We start from the raw sequence: 13,885 nt of genomic DNA, 5'->3' as shown, positions 1-13,885 counted from the left end.
AATCATGGAAGCCTTCACCACCCACACCGGCCGGGCCGTCCCGCTGCGCCGCAGCAACGTCGACACCGACCAGATCATCCCTGCTCACTGGCTCAAGAAGGTCACCCGGGACGGCTTCGAGGACGGGCTGTTCGAGGCCTGGCGCAAGGACCCCGAGTTCATCCTCAACCGCCCCGAGCGGCAGGGCGCCACGGTCCTGGTCGCCGGCCCCGACTTCGGCACCGGCTCCTCCCGCGAGCACGCCGTCTGGGCGCTCCAGAACTACGGCTTCAAGGCCGTGATCTCCTCCCGCTTCGCCGACATCTTCCGGGGCAACTCGCTGAAGAACGGCCTGCTCACGGTCGTGCTGGACCAGAAGATCGTGGACGCGCTGTGGGAGCTCACGGAAGCGGACCCCACGCTTGAGGTCACTGTGGACCTTGAGGCGCGTGAGGTGCGTGCCGAGGGCATCACCGCCTCCTTCGAGCTGGACGAGAACTCCCGCTGGCGGCTGCTGAACGGCCTGGACGACATCTCCATCACCCTCCGGAACGAGGACGAGATCGCCGCCTACGAGGCAGGGCGGCCCGCCTACAAGCCGCGGACGCTCCCGGTCTGATCCGGCGCCGACCGGGCCTTCGAAGGTCAGGTTTCGGCCACTCCCACACCTCGTCTGTACCCCCGATCGCCACGATTGGGGGTACAGCCATGTCTGCACCCGAACGGCCCTGCGACTCTGCCCTGGTCCGCTCAACTTCCCACGTTACGACGGCCGTTGCCCGGGTAGGTGAGTGCTGTGTTCGCGTCTTCCGCAAGTGCCTGGAAGGCCATTTGAGGCGGTAGTTGCACCCTGCGCAGGCGACAACTCGCCCCAGATGGCACAATCTGTGCATGGAACACGACGGCCAACTCCAGCTCTATACGGCGGTCGCGAACCAGCTCAAGGAAGCGCACGCAAGGGTGCGCGCACTGCAAGTCCCGGAGGGCGTACGGATGGCGCTGACCCGGAAGCTGCTGGTCATTACGGCCGCGGCCAAGCACGATCTCGCCGACGCGGCAAGGCGGCTCGATCGGTTCACGGCGGATCTCGACGCGGGTCGGATCCCCGACGAGGACCGCTGAACCGTCCGGCACAGCCGAGTCCGTTGCGGCACAAGGGTGATAAGCCCGTTTCGTGTTTGATTTGCGGTATATATCTGCCTAACGTGCGAAAAAGCTTGAACACTTTCGTTCTGGCGATGTCTCCGAAGGGGAAGACGTGAACAAGGCGCAGCTCGTAGAAGCGATTGCCGACAAGTTGGGTGGCCGCCAGCAGGCCGCCGACGCTGTCGATCATGTTCTGGACGCCATCGTCCGCGCGGTCGTCGCGGGCGAGCGGGTCTCCGTCACCGGCTTCGGGTCCTTCGAGAAGGTGGACCGCCCCGCCCGTTACGCGCGAAACCCGCAGACGGGCGAGCGGGTTCGGGTCAAGAAGACCTCCGTGCCGCGCTTCCGCGCCGGTCAGGGCTTCAAGGACCTGGTGAGCGGTTCGAAGAAGCTCCCGCGCGGGGGCGAGGTGGCGGTCAAGAAGGCGCCGAAGGGCAGCCTGTCCGGCCCGCCGCCCACCATCGCGAAGGCCGCAGGCAAGAAGGCCGCCGCCAAGAAGACGGCGGGCGCGGCGAAGAAGACCGCGGGTACCGCGGCGAAGAAGACGGCGGCGAAGAAGACCACCGCCGCCGCGAAGAAGACCACGGCGAAGAAGGCTCCCGCCAAGAAGACCACGGCGACCGCCAAGACCACCGCGACGAAGACCGCCGCCAAGAAGACGACGGCCAAGAAGGCCCCGGCGAAGAAGGTCACCGCCAAGAAGGCCCCGGCGAAGAAGTCGACGGCCCGCAAGACCACCGCCAAGAAGACCACCGCCCGCAAGGCGACGTCGTAAGGCCGCCAGGGCATTCACGCGCCGGGCCGGACTCCCCTGGGGAGCCCGGCCCGCGGTGTGTGTAAGGACGGTCAGAGGGTTTGAAGGGTTACGAGGGTGATCCGGAGGGCACCGCCCTCGGACTCCGTCTCGATCCGCACCCGCTGGCCCGGCCGCAGCAGCCGCAGTCCGCCCCGGTCGAACGCCGCCGCGTCGAAGGGGACCGGGGTGCCGTCGTCGAGGAGCACCTGGCCGCTGCGGGTTTCGGGGTCGTAGGTGTAGGCGGTTGCTTGCATGGCGGCCAGCGTAGTGCGTCCCGCGGTTCGCGTCGGGGTGCGGGCCGGACCCCGGCTGCTTGGACCGTCGTGGTTGCTCGCGTCCACGCGGCGGAGCCGCACATCGACACGGCCCCGCGCCCCCTTCGGGGCGCCTCAGGGGCCCGGGATGAGGAGTCCCGCCGACGCTGCTGCCGTATGCGGGCCCACGCCCAGTGTCAGTGCCGCTCGCAGGTCCGCGGCCGTGTCGACGTCCTGGCGGACCGAATCCACCCCCGTGAGCGCGAGTTCCACCGCGCCGGAGGCCCGGTGGCGGGAACGGGAATCGACGCCGAACGCCGGCCGCAATTCACGGTCACCGGCCGCCGCCAGCAAAGTCGTGCCCAGCGCCGCCGCGTCCGCGAGAAAAGCGCGCGGGAATTGCGAAGCAGTCGCCAGCACCCGGGACAGTTCCGCCGGGCGCAGGGCCGGCAGATCGGCGTTCAGGGCCGCCACCGCGGCGCCGGGACGGATCGCGCGTACGACGGCCGCGCCGTGCGCCAGCGCGGCGTTCAGGCCGCTGCCGGGCGTGTCCGGCACGATCCGCGCGCCCAGCGCGGCCAGCTCCCGGCCGGCCAGCTCGTCGTCCGTGACGACCGCCACATCCGACACCGCCGGACACGCCACCGCCGCGGCCACCGTGTCCTGCGCGAACGCCAGTGCCAGGCCCGGGCGCACCCCGTCGTCGGCGGTGTCCGCGAGCCTGCTCTTGGCCCGCGTCAGGGGCTTCAGGGGGATGACCAAGGTCCACTGCACCGGCGTACCGTCCCTCTCTCGTCGCGCTCATTGTCCCCCGCGCCATCTGGCGCCACGGGGGGCGGGGCGTACGGTGTTCTCGACAGACCGGCGGCCCGGGGCCACACTTGTGCGGCCCCCGCCGGGGTTGCAGCCCTAGAGGAAGGTGTCCTTGTGTCCCGCCGCAGAATCGGCTTCTGGTACCGCTTCGCCGCGGTGATCTGCAAACCGCCGCTGGTGGTTCTGATCAAGCGGGACTGGCGTGGAATGGAGCACATTCCGACCGAGGGCGGATTTATCACCGCGGTGAACCACAATTCCCACTTGGACCCCTTCGCGTACGCGCACTATCAGTACAACACCGGACGGGTCCCGCGATTCCTCGCGAAGAGCGGGCTTTTCAAGAAGGGATTCGTGGGCGCCGCCATGCGCGGCACCGGGCAGATCCCCGTCTACCGCGAGTCCACGGACGCCCTCAGCGCCTTCCGGGCCGCGATCGACGCCGTGGAGCGCGGCGAGTGCGTCGCGTTCTACCCCGAGGGCACCCTCACCCGCGACCCGAACGGCTGGCCCATGACCGGCAAGACCGGCGCCGCCCGGGTCGCCCTGCAGACCAAGTGCCCGGTCATCCCGGTCGCGCAGTGGGGCGCCAACGAACTGCTGCCGCCGTACGCCAAGAAGCCGAACCTCTTCCCGCGCAAGACGCACCACGTGCTCGCGGGACCCCCCGTGGACCTCTCCCGTTTCTACGACCAGGAGATGACCCCGGAGGTGCTGAAGGAGGCCACCGAGGTCATCATGGCGGCCATCACCCGCCAGCTGGAGGAGATCCGCGGCGAGAAGGCGCCCGAGACGCCCTACGACCCGCGCCGCGAGCGGATCGAGCAGCGCCGCCGCACCAAGGCGCAGGCGGAGGGCCGGCAAGTGGAAGGGCAGAGCAAGTGAGCGCACCGGTAAGGGCGGCGGTCTTCAGCGCCGGTTCGTGGGGCACCGCCTTCGGCATGGTGCTCGCCGACGCCGGCTGCGAGGTCACCCTGTGGGCCCGCCGGCCGGAGGTCGCGGAGGCGATCAACACCACCCGGATCAACCCCGACTACCTGCCGGGCGTCGAACTCCCCGAGAACCTCCGGGCCACCACCGACCCGGCCGAGGCCGCGGCCGGCGCCGACTTCACGGTCCTGTCCATCCCCTCCCAGACCCTGCGCGCCAACCTCGCCGAGTGGGCTCCGCTGCTCGCGCCGGACACCGTCCTCGTCTCCCTGATGAAGGGCGTCGAACTCGGCTCCACCATGCGGATGAGCGAGGTCATCGAGGACGTCGCCAAGGTCGGCGCCGACCGGATCGCGGTCGTCACCGGACCCAACCTGGCCCGCGAGATCGCCGCCCGCATGCCCGCCCTGGCCGTGGTGGCCTGCACCGACGAGGCGGTCGCCCAGCGGCTCCAGGGGGCCTGCCACACGCCGTACTTCCGGCCGTACACCAACACCGACGTGGTCGGCTGCGAACTCGCCGGCGCGGTCAAGAACGTCATCGGGCTCGCGGTCGGCATCGCCGACGGCATGGGGCTCGGCGACAACGCCAAGGGCTCGCTCATCACGCGCGGCCTCGCCGAGACCACCCGGCTCGGCCTCGCGATGGGCGCCGACCCGCTGACCTTCTCCGGACTCGCGGGCCTGGGCGACCTGGTGGCCACCTGCTCCTCGCCGCTGTCCCGCAACCACACCTTCGGCACCAACCTCGGCAAGGGCATGACCCTGGAGGAGACCATCGCGGTCACCAAGCAGACCGCCGAGGGCGTCAAGTCCTGCGAATCCGTGCTGGATCTGGCCCGCCGGCACGGTGTCGACATGCCCATCACCGAGACGGTCGTCAGCATCGTGCACGAGGGCAAGTCACCGGTCGTCGCGCTCAAGGAACTGATGGCACGCAGCGCCAAGCCCGAGAGGCACTGAGCCCGGAGGGACGCCGAGGTCTGGTGGCTTCGAGGTCGGGGGCGTCGGGCTGAGGGGGCCGGGCCCGGAAGCCGTTGCCCGGCGGGGTTCTGAGCCCGGGAGACGTTGGGCCCGGGAAGGCGCCGAGACCAGGAGCGGCGAAGGCCGGGTAGGCGCCGAGGCCGGTGGCGTCGAGGCCGGGAGACACCGAGGTCGGGAAGGTGCCGGGGCCGTCCGGGAGGTGTTGGGGACGACACTGAGCGACCGTCCGTGCGACGCTGAGCGACGGCCCGGGAGCGCGCGCTGACTTGGGCGCTACCTACGGGTACTCTCAACGCGATATGAGCACCGAGAACCTTCCCCAGAGCCCTGAGCAGCCGTCGCGCAAGCCGCGCGTGGCCGTCGTGTTCGGCGGGCGCAGCTCCGAACACGGGATCTCCGTGGTCACCGCCGGCGCCGTCCTCAAGGCCATCGACCGGACGAAGTACGACGTCCTGCCGATCGGCATCACCGCGGACGGCCGCTGGGCGCTGACGGCCGACGAGCCGGAGCGGATGGCCATCACCGACCGCCGCACCCCCAGCGTGGCCGAGCTGGCGGAATCGCACGAGGGCGGCGTGGTGCTCCCCGTCGACCCGTCGAACCGCGAGGTCGTCTACAGCGAGCCCGGCTCCGTGCCCAAGGCGCTCGGCGAGGTCGACGTGGTCTTCCCGGTGCTCCACGGCCCCTACGGCGAGGACGGCACCCTCCAGGGCCTGCTGGAACTGTCCGGAGTGCCGTACGTCGGCTCCGGCGTGCTCGCCTCGGCCGTCGGCCAGGACAAGGAGTACATGAAGCGGATCTTCACCTCCTACGGGCTCAAGGTCGGCCCGTACCTGGTGATCCGGCCCCGCGAGTGGGCCCAGGACGAGTCCGCCGCCCGCAAGCGGATCGTCGACTTCGCCGGCGAGCACGGCTGGCCGCTGTTCGTGAAGCCCGCGCGCGCGGGCTCGTCCATCGGCATCACGAAGGTCGACGACCTGTCCGGCCTGGACGAGGCGATCGCCGAGGCGCAGTCCCACGACCCGAAGATCCTGGTCGAGGCGGCCGTGCGCGGCCGTGAGATCGAGTGCGGCGTCCTGGAGTTCGAGGACGGCCCGCGTGCCTCCGTCCCGGCCGAGATCCCGCCGCCGGACGCGCACGCGTACTACGACTTCGAGGCCAAGTACATCGACTCCACGCCCGGCATCGTCCCGGCCCCGCTCACCGAGGAGCAGACCGCCGAGGTGCGCGGGCTCGCCGTCGAGGCGTTCGAGGCGGCCTCCTGCGAGGGCCTGGTCCGCGCGGACTTCTTCCTCACCGAGGACGGCGAGTTCGTGATCAACGAGATCAACACCATGCCCGGCTTCACGCCGATCTCGATGTACCCGCAGATGTGGCAGGCGACCGGGATCGGCTACCCCGAGCTGGTGGACCGCCTGGTGCAGGCGGCCCTGCGCCGCCCGACGGGGCTGCGCTGACCCCGTCAGGTCTCATCCCCGCATGGAGGCGATCCCCTTCGGGATCGCCTTCTTCACGGCTGGGGCCAGGTCCATCATCACCTGGGCGCTGTCGTCCGGCCCGGACAGCTTCTTCGGCAGGGTCACCTGCACGTACGCCCGGCGATTGGACGTGGTGAACCGCCAGGTGCCGTCGCCCTGCTTCTCCATCAGCCACTCGACGCCGTTCACCCCGCCGCCGATCGCGTTCGGGTCGTCGCCCTGCGCCACCTTGGCATCGACCATCTTCGGCGGCCGGACGATGCCGCAGCGCAGTATGATCGCCGGGCTTCCCCAGCCCGCCGTGTAGGCGGACCGGGGCTCGGGGTCGGCGCGGGTCTGCCCGTCCACCGTCCGCGGCAGGACCTTGTCCAGGTCCCGGCAGAGCGGGGCGGTCCGCGCGTCGGGGGTGGGAACCGCCACGGTGTCGCTGTCGTCTGCCGTGGAACAGCCCGTGACCGCGATGAGCAGGGCCGGCGCGATCAGGGCGAGAGGCCGGTGACGGAAGATGTTCACCGGCCAAGCGTAGACGGGGGCTACAGATGCACCACCGGACAGGTCAGGGTGCGCGTGATGCCGTCCACCTGCTGGACCTTCGCGACCACCATGCGGCCCAGATCGTCGACCGTCTCGGCCTGGGCGCGCACGATGACGTCGTACGGTCCGGTCACGTCCTCGGCCTGGATCACTCCGGGAATCTTGCTGATCGTCTCGGCGACGGTCGACGCCTTGCCGACCTCCGTCTGGATCAGGATGTACGCCTGTACCACGGAACCTCCAGGGCGGCCACGAGGATCATGTGGGGAAAAGGAACGCCACGGTATCGCGTCGCCGCTCCCCGAGGGGAGACCTGCGGGAACCGGGCTTGCGCGCCAGGGTGCAGGCACGACGGAAGTTGACGGTCACCTCGACCGTATCGGGGACACTGGTGACGCGCGACCGGGCGTGGCAAGGCACAGAAGGGGCTTGAGGCAATGAAGGGCACAGTGGGTGAGCTAGGTGAGTTCGGGCTCATCCGGGAGCTGACCTCCCGTCTCACCACCACCCCGGCGGTCCGGGTCGGCCCCGGCGACGACGCCGCGGTGGTCGCCGCGCCCGACCGGCGGGTGGTGGCGAGCACCGACATCCTGCTGGAGGGCCGGCACTTCCGCCGCGACTGGTCCACGGCCTACGACGTCGGCCGCAAGGCCGCCGCGCAGAACCTCGCGGACATCGCCGCCATGGGCGCCGTACCGACCGCGCTGCTGCTCGGCCTGGTCGTCCCCGCGGAACTGCCGGTCACCTGGCCGACCGAGCTGATGGACGGCCTGCGCGACGAGTGCCAGGTCGCCGGTGCCTCCGTGGTCGGCGGAGACGTCGTACGCGGCGACACGATCATGGTGTCGATCACCGCGCTCGGCGATCTGCGCAACCACGAGCCCGTCACGCGCGCGGGTGCCCAGCCCGGCGACCTCGTGGCCGTCACCGGCTGGCTGGGCTGGTCCGCGGCCGGGTACGCGGTGCTCGCCCGCGGTTTCCGCTCGCCCCGCGCCTTCGTGGAGGCCCACCGGCGCCCCGAGCCGCCGTACCACGCGGGCCCGGCCGCCGCCGCGCTCGGCGCCACCGCGATGTGCGACGTCAGCGACGGTCTGATCGCCGACCTCGGGCACATCGCCGAGGCCAGCAAGGTCCGCATCGACATCCGGTCCGGCGCGATCGACATCCCGACGCAGATGAACGACATCGGGCAGGCCGTCGGCGTGGACCCGCTCCAGTGGGTGCTGACCGGGGGAGAGGACCACGCGATCGTGGCCACCTTCCCGCCGGACGCCAAGCTCCCGGCCCGCTGGAAGGTCATCGGCGAGGTCCTCAACCCCTCCGCGCTGCCCCAGGTGACCGTCGACGGGGCGCCCTGGACCAGCAAGGGCGGCTGGGACCACTTCGGGGACATCGAGTCATGAGCACCTCCGCGGCGCCGCCCAGGGTGCTCACGGTGGCCGGCTCGGACTCCGGCGGCGGCGCCGGCATCCAGGCCGACCTGAAGACGATGCTCGCGCTCGGCGTGCACGGCATGAGCGTGCTGACCGCCGTCACCGCGCAGAACTCCGTGGGGGTGCAGGGCGCCTGGGAACTGCCCGTGGAGGCGGTCCGGGCCCAGTACCGCAGTGTCGTGGACGACATCGGCGTCCAGGCCGTGAAGACCGGCATGCTGGCCTCCGCGGAACTGGTCGAGGCGGTCGCCGAGTTGATCTCCGGCACGGACGCGCCGGCCGTGGTGGACCCGGTCGGCGTCTCCAAGCACGGCGACCCGCTGCTGGCCGCCTCCGCCCTGGACTCCGTACGGACGAAGCTGCTCCCGGTGGCGACCGTGGCCACCCCGAACCTCGACGAGGTGGCCCAACTCACCGGCGTCCGCGTCCAGTCGGAGGACGATCTGCGACGGGCCGCCGCGGCCGTGCTGGAGTTCGGGCCGCGCTGGGTGCTGGTCAAGGGCGGACACCTGGCGGGCGACGCCGTGGACCTGCTCACCGACGGCTCCGAGGTCCACCTGCTGCGGGCGCCCCGGCACGACAACCGGCACACCCATGGCACCGGCTGCACCCTCGCCTCCGCCATCGCCTGCGGCCTGGCCCAGGGACAGCCCGTGCCGGAGGCGGTCGCGGCGGCGAAGGAGTACGTCACCGGGGCCATCGCCGCCGGGTTCGCCCTCGGCGCGGGGATCGGGCCCGTGGACCACGGGTGGGCGCTCAGACGGGGCACGCCCTGAGGACCGGGCGGGGTACGTCCTGAGGAGGAGGCGGGGCGCTGGCGGAGGTCGGCGGGGCACGCCCTGAGAAGCGGGCGGGGTACTCGCCGAGGTCAGGCGGGGTAGTCCCCGAGCTCGATCGCGGTCGCCGCCTTCTCCGTCAGCCGTTTGAAGAAGCCGGCCAGCGGCCGGGAGCCGAGCAGCCGGTACATCCGGTCCCGGCTGCGGATGCGCCGCTCGGTGGCCGGGGCGAAGAACGACCCCGCGTTGCCGGAGATCTTCTGACAGCCCCTGGCGAAGTCCCGGACGCGGCTCTCGTAGGCGGCCAGCGCGACCCGGTGGTCGCCGCCCGCCAGGGCCAGCTCACCGGCGAGGACATGGGCGCCGACGATCGCCACACCCGTGCCCATGCCGCCCATCGTCGCCCCGTACCCGGCGTCCCCGAGCAGCGCCACCCGGCCCTTGACGAGACGGTCGACGTGGATCTGGGCGATGGCGTCGAAGTACAGGTCGTCCGCCTCCGCGAGGCCCTTCAGCACGGTCGGCGTCTCCCAGCCCGTCCCGGCGAACCGCTCGGCGAGGATCCGCTTCTGCGCCGCGACGTCCCGGCGGTCGTACGCCAGCCGCCCGGACCGGAAGACCAGCAGGGCGCCGGCGCGCTCCGGGTCGCCGTCGTAGTTGCTGATGCCGACACAGCGGCCGGGCTCGCTGTAGAGGCGGCCGGTGCGGTTCAGGCCCAGGTGATTCGGGAGGGTGAAGCCGGCCACGTAGTGGTCGAGGAAGCGCAGGTAGCGGGATTCGTCGCCGAAGACGAGGCGGCGGGTGTTCGAATGGAGGCCGTCGGCGCCGACGACGAGGTCGAAACGGCGGGGCGCGCCCCGCTCGAACGCGACCTCGACGCCGCTCGGGGTGTCGGTCAGCGCCGTGACGGAGTCGCCGAAGACGTACTCCACCGCGTCCTTCGTCCGCTCGTACATGATCCGGGCCAGGTCGCCGCGGAAGATCTCCACGTCGCCGCTCATCATCTCCGCGGGCAGGTTCACGCGCGGGGTGCCGTCTGAGGAGACGACGCTCTGGGGGCCCATGCGGGTCTGGTGGGCGTGCACGTCGTCCCAGATGCCCATCGCGGTGAGGACCGTACGGTGCACGTGCCCCCGGAAGTCGACGGCGAAGCCGCCGGCGCGCAGGGCGGGCGCCTTCTCCACGACCGTGACCCGGGCGCCGTAGCGGGCCAGGTTCAGGGCGAGGGCGGGGCCGGCGACGCTGGCGCCGGAGATCAGGACGGACAGGTGGCCGAGGTGCTGTGTCTGCGTCATGCCGGCCACTGTCCGGGGCCCTGCTCACCGTGCCCTTACCGTTCGCTGACCGCCGCTGACCGCAGGCGCCGGCCCCGCTCGTAGGCCCGGGCGTACGCCTCGGCGGACAGGCACGCGCGCGTGTCCTGCGTCGTCCGCGCCACGTCCGGGTCCCCGGGCAGGGGAGCGCCGCGCAGACCCGCGGCGGCACCGAGGAGTTCGGCCGCCCGCTCCGGCCGCGGGGCCATGGCGGCGAGCGCGTCGGCGACATCGGCGAGCAGGAGCCCGTCGGAGGACTCCAGGGCCTGTGCGCGGGCCTGGGCCAGCCAGTCCCGGGCGGCATCCGTGTTCCCCTCGGCAGCGGCGGTACGGCCCAGCCCGATGAGGATCCGCGCCGTCTCGCCCACGCTGAACCAGGTGGCCGCGCAGGCCTCCAGGGCGTTCTCGTAGTGCACGCGTGCGCGTGCCGTGTCGCCGCTCCGCCGGGCCGCGTCCCCCAGCCCGCGCAGCGCACCGGCCACCTTGTCGGTCGCCCCGGCGGTACGGGCCAGGTCACCGGAGCGCGTGAAGTGCGCGACCGCCTCCTCCGAGGCACCCTGGGCGAGCAGCACCACCGCGCGCGTGCGCAGCAGATCGGCGGTCTCCTCGGGCGCGTCCAGTTCCCGGACGTGCACCAGTCCCTCGTCCAGCAGGGCCAGCGCCCTGTCGTACGCGCCCCGGCCGTACGCGAACCCGCCCAGCGGGTCGAGGCAGTTGGCCATGCCCCAGCGGTCACCCGTCCCCTGGAAACCCTTCCACGCGCGCGTGAAGCGCGCTTCCGCGTCGGCGGCCCGCCCCGCGAACAGCGCCTGGTAGGCGAGGCCGAGCTCCAGTACGGCCAGGCCCCACGGCTCCCGGTCCAGTTGCACGCGCACGCGTTCGTCCACGTTCAGTCGGGGGCCGCCCGTGAGGGACCACAGGATCACCGTGAACGGCAGCCGCAGCGGGCCGTCCAAGGAGGCCATGAGGGTGGCCGCGCGGTCGATCAGGCCGGGGTCCGCCGGGTCGTCACCGCGCCCGGAGACCGCGTTCATCACACACAGCGCGTACTCCTCGGCCAGGCCGGGCGGCGGCTCCTCGCCGACCGCGGCTAGCAGGGCCCGGGCGCCCGGCACCCGGTCGCCGTGCAGGCCGCGCAGCCGCCGGAACCAGGTCAGCGCGGCCGTCAGCCGCAGCGCGTCCCGCGGAGCCGTCTCGGTCAGATACCGCAGGGCCGCGTCGAGATTGCCCTGCTCGGCGGCCAGCCGCCGCAGCCAGGGCAGTTGCCCGCCACCGCGCAGGAGCGGCTCGGCGTGCTCGGCCAGCCGCAGGAAGTAGGCCGCGTGGGCGGCGCGCAGTCGACGGAGGCCGGTGGCTGGTTCGGCGGGCGTGGTGCCGGGCTCTCGGGGGTAGGTGGGGGTGGTGCGGGGTCCTCGGGAGTCGGGGGGCGTGGTGCCGGGCTCTTGGGGGCCGGAGGGCATGGTGCCGGGTACTTGAGGGCCGGTGGGGGTGGTGCCCGGGTGCCGGGGCCCGGTAGACGTGGCGCCCGGGTGTCGGGAGCCGGTGGCGGTGGTGTCCGGCTGCCGGGGATCGGTGGCGGTGTTCGGCTGCCGGGAGTCGGCGGGCGTGCCGTCCGGCTGTCGGCGACCCGTGAGTGACTCGGCGGCGAAGGCGCGGATCGTCTCCAGCATCCGGTAGCGCCCGTCGGACACCTCCAGGAACGACTTCTCGACCAGGGACGCCAGCGGGTCCTCCGGGTACGGCACCCCGCAGACGGCCGCCACGGCGTCCAGCGTGGCCCCGCCCGCGAAGACGGTCAGCCTGCTCGCCAGGTCCCGTTCCGCCGCGTCCAGCAGTTCCCAACTCCACTCCACCACCGCGCGCAGCGTGCGATGACGGGGCGCCTTGGCCCGGTCCCCGCGCGCGAGCACCCGGAACCGGTCGTGCAGCCGGTCCGCCAGCTCGTCCACGGAGAGGGTGCGCAGCCGGGCCGCCGCCAGTTCGATCGCCAGCGGCAGCCCGTCCAGCGCCCGGCAGATCTCCACCACGCGCGCGTGGCCGTCGAAATCGGGCCGCACCGCCCGCGCGCGGTCCAGCAGCAGCCGTACGGCCGGCTCCTCGGGCAGCGGCGGCACCGGCACCAGCACCTCGCCCGTGATGCCCAGCGACTCCCGCCCGGTCGCCAGGACGCGGACCCCGGGGCAGGCACCGAGGAGCAGCGCGGTCGTGCGCGCGGCGGACTCGACCAGGTGCTCGCAGTTGTCGAGCACCAGCAGCACCTCACGGTCGGCCAGCGCGGCCAGCAGCCGGTCCAGGGCGTCCGTGGCGGGGCTGCGGAAGCCGTCCCGCACCCCGAGCGCCGCCAGGACCGCGTACGGGATCCGGGCACCGTCGGTGAGGGGCGCGAGTTCCACCAGACAGACGTCCGTGGCGTCGGCGGGACGGGCCGACGGCGGAGGGGTGCCGGTCCGGGCGCGGGCCGCCTCCAGGGCGAGCCTGGTCTTGCCCACGCCGCCGGGGCCCGTCAGCGTCACCAGGCGGGAGTCGGTGAGGGCGCGGTCGATCCGGGCGAGTTCCGGTTCACGGCCCACGAAGCGGGTGAGCTGGGCGGGCAGACGCGGGCGGGGCGGGGTCCGCGTGCCGTCCCGGAGCAGCTGGAGGTGGAGCGCGGACAGGGCGGGCGACGGGTCGGCGCCCAGCTCGTCGGCGAGGCCGCGCCGCGCCTCCTCGAACACCGAGAGCGCCTCGGCGGACCGCCCGGCCGTGTGCAGGGCCCGCATCAGTTGCCCGTACAGCCGTTCGTCCAGCGGACGTTCCCGGAGCAGCGCCCGCAACTCGGGTACCAGCTCCGGCCCGCCCCCGAGCTCCAGCTCCGCCTCGATCCGGTCCTGCACGGCGGCCAGCCGCAGCTCCTCCAGCCGCGCCCGGTCGGCGTGCGCGTCCGGCAGGTCGGGCAGCGCCGGCCCGCGCCACAGCGCGAGGGCGTCCCGCAGGAGGGCCGCCGCCCGCTGATGATCGCCGGCGGTGAGCGCCGTACGGCCCTCGGCGGCCAGTCGCGCGAAACGGTGGACGTCGACCGCGTCCGGGTCGACGGCGAGGGCGTAGCCGGCGGGGACGGCGTCGACGCCGGCGTGCGGCGCGAGACGCCGGCGCAGGCGGGAGATCTGGGACTGGAGCGCGCCCGTGGCCCCGGCGGGCGGCTCGGCGCCGTACAGGCCGTCCAGCAGGCGCCCCACCGACACCGCGCGGCCGGCGTCGAGCAGCAGCAGCGTGAGCAGGGCGCGGGGCCGGGGACCGCCGGGGTCGAGGGGAGTGCCGTCGTCGGTGCGGATCTCGACCGGGCCCAGGATGCCGAAGCGCATTCCGTGGATTCTGGCAGGCGGCCGTTCATGAGTACGGCTCACGGGCGGCACGGGTACCGCGCGCGGACACCGGGATACGGCAAGAAGCCGGCCCACCCGGAGGTGGACC

At 72.7% G+C, this 13,885-nt stretch carries 14 protein-coding genes; 8 read left to right on the top strand and 6 right to left on the bottom strand.

What is annotated here, in order from left to right; all coding sequences use genetic code 11:
• Nucleotides 1-4: 4 nt before the first annotated feature.
• The 3 genes from leuD (at nt 5) to C3492_RS08955 (ending at nt 1,900) form a co-directional block, all read left to right on the top strand.
• Entirely contained in the window at nt 5-598 is a 594-nt protein-coding gene (gene leuD, locus C3492_RS08965; protein ID WP_031102275.1) for a 3-isopropylmalate dehydratase small subunit, read from the top strand.
• Nucleotides 599-870: 272 nt separating this feature from the next.
• Nucleotides 871-1,101 carry a hypothetical protein gene (locus tag C3492_RS08960; protein ID WP_103811202.1) on the top strand — a complete coding sequence of 77 codons (231 nt, stop codon included), beginning with the start codon at nt 871-873 and terminating at the stop codon, nt 1,099-1,101.
• Between the two features lie 136 nt (nt 1,102-1,237).
• Nucleotides 1,238-1,900: an HU family DNA-binding protein gene (locus tag C3492_RS08955; protein ID WP_103811201.1), complete on the top strand. Its 663-nt coding sequence runs from the start codon at nt 1,238-1,240 to the stop codon at nt 1,898-1,900.
• Nucleotides 1,901-1,971: 71 nt separating this feature from the next.
• Here C3492_RS08955 and C3492_RS08950 read toward each other — a convergent pair whose 3' ends face one another.
• Nucleotides 1,972-2,175, bottom strand: coding sequence for a hypothetical protein (locus C3492_RS08950; protein ID WP_014675226.1), 204 nt, complete (start codon nt 2,173-2,175; stop codon nt 1,972-1,974).
• Nucleotides 2,176-2,310: 135 nt separating this feature from the next.
• A complete protein-coding gene (gene cofC, locus C3492_RS08945; RefSeq protein WP_103811200.1) occupies nt 2,311-2,949 on the bottom strand; it encodes a 2-phospho-L-lactate guanylyltransferase in 639 nt (212 codons plus the stop codon).
• A 153-nt stretch (nt 2,950-3,102) separates the two neighbouring features.
• Between cofC and C3492_RS08940 the strand changes: the two genes are divergently transcribed.
• The 3 genes from C3492_RS08940 to C3492_RS08930 all read left to right on the top strand — a co-directional run bounded on the left by C3492_RS08940 (nt 3,103) and on the right by C3492_RS08930 (nt 6,358).
• Nucleotides 3,103-3,873, top strand: a complete 771-nt coding sequence (locus tag C3492_RS08940; RefSeq protein ID WP_103811199.1) for a 1-acyl-sn-glycerol-3-phosphate acyltransferase — start codon at nt 3,103-3,105, stop codon at nt 3,871-3,873.
• Nucleotides 3,870-4,880 (top strand): NAD(P)H-dependent glycerol-3-phosphate dehydrogenase, encoded by a 1,011-nt coding sequence (locus tag C3492_RS08935; protein ID WP_103811198.1) that lies wholly within the window; start codon nt 3,870-3,872, stop codon nt 4,878-4,880. Before C3492_RS08940 ends, C3492_RS08935 begins: the two co-directional genes overlap by 4 nt.
• Before the next feature lie 320 nt (nt 4,881-5,200).
• The gene (locus tag C3492_RS08930) at nt 5,201-6,358 is read left to right on the top strand and encodes a D-alanine--D-alanine ligase family protein (protein WP_103811197.1); all 1,158 of its coding nucleotides are present in this window, start codon (nt 5,201-5,203) and stop codon (nt 6,356-6,358) included.
• 12 nt (nt 6,359-6,370) lie between these two features.
• Here C3492_RS08930 and C3492_RS08925 read toward each other — a convergent pair whose 3' ends face one another.
• Nucleotides 6,371-6,892, bottom strand: a complete 522-nt coding sequence (locus C3492_RS08925) for a DUF3515 domain-containing protein (protein ID WP_103811196.1) — start codon at nt 6,890-6,892, stop codon at nt 6,371-6,373.
• Nucleotides 6,893-6,912: 20 nt separating this feature from the next.
• Nucleotides 6,913-7,146: an Lrp/AsnC family transcriptional regulator gene (locus tag C3492_RS08920; protein ID WP_014675232.1), complete on the bottom strand. Its 234-nt coding sequence runs from the start codon at nt 7,144-7,146 to the stop codon at nt 6,913-6,915.
• 204 nt (nt 7,147-7,350) lie between these two features.
• Here C3492_RS08920 and C3492_RS08915 point away from each other — a divergent pair, with 204 nt between their 5' ends.
• Both C3492_RS08915 and thiD read left to right on the top strand, forming a co-directional pair.
• Nucleotides 7,351-8,316: a thiamine-phosphate kinase gene (locus tag C3492_RS08915; RefSeq protein WP_103811195.1), complete on the top strand. Its 966-nt coding sequence runs from the start codon at nt 7,351-7,353 to the stop codon at nt 8,314-8,316.
• On the top strand, nt 8,313-9,122 hold the full coding sequence (thiD, locus tag C3492_RS08910; RefSeq protein ID WP_103811194.1) for a bifunctional hydroxymethylpyrimidine kinase/phosphomethylpyrimidine kinase: 810 nt from the start codon (nt 8,313-8,315) through the stop codon (nt 9,120-9,122). The genes C3492_RS08915 and thiD overlap by 4 nt, the downstream gene beginning before the upstream one ends.
• A 92-nt stretch (nt 9,123-9,214) precedes the next feature.
• On the opposite strand, the gene C3492_RS08905 is transcribed toward thiD, so the two are convergent.
• Nucleotides 9,215-10,417, bottom strand: a complete 1,203-nt coding sequence (locus C3492_RS08905; protein WP_181140273.1) for an FAD-dependent monooxygenase — start codon at nt 10,415-10,417, stop codon at nt 9,215-9,217.
• Nucleotides 10,418-10,452: 35 nt separating this feature from the next.
• Nucleotides 10,453-13,776: a BTAD domain-containing putative transcriptional regulator gene (locus C3492_RS45495; protein WP_258055572.1), complete on the bottom strand. Its 3,324-nt coding sequence runs from the start codon at nt 13,774-13,776 to the stop codon at nt 10,453-10,455.
• Between the last annotated feature and the right edge of the window lie 109 nt (nt 13,777-13,885).

It is taken from the genome of Streptomyces sp. Ru62 (assembly GCF_002920615.1).
In the GTDB taxonomy this organism is placed as follows: Bacteria; Actinomycetota; Actinomycetes; order Streptomycetales; family Streptomycetaceae; genus Streptomyces.
This window is presented reverse-complemented; position numbering and strand designations above follow the sequence as displayed.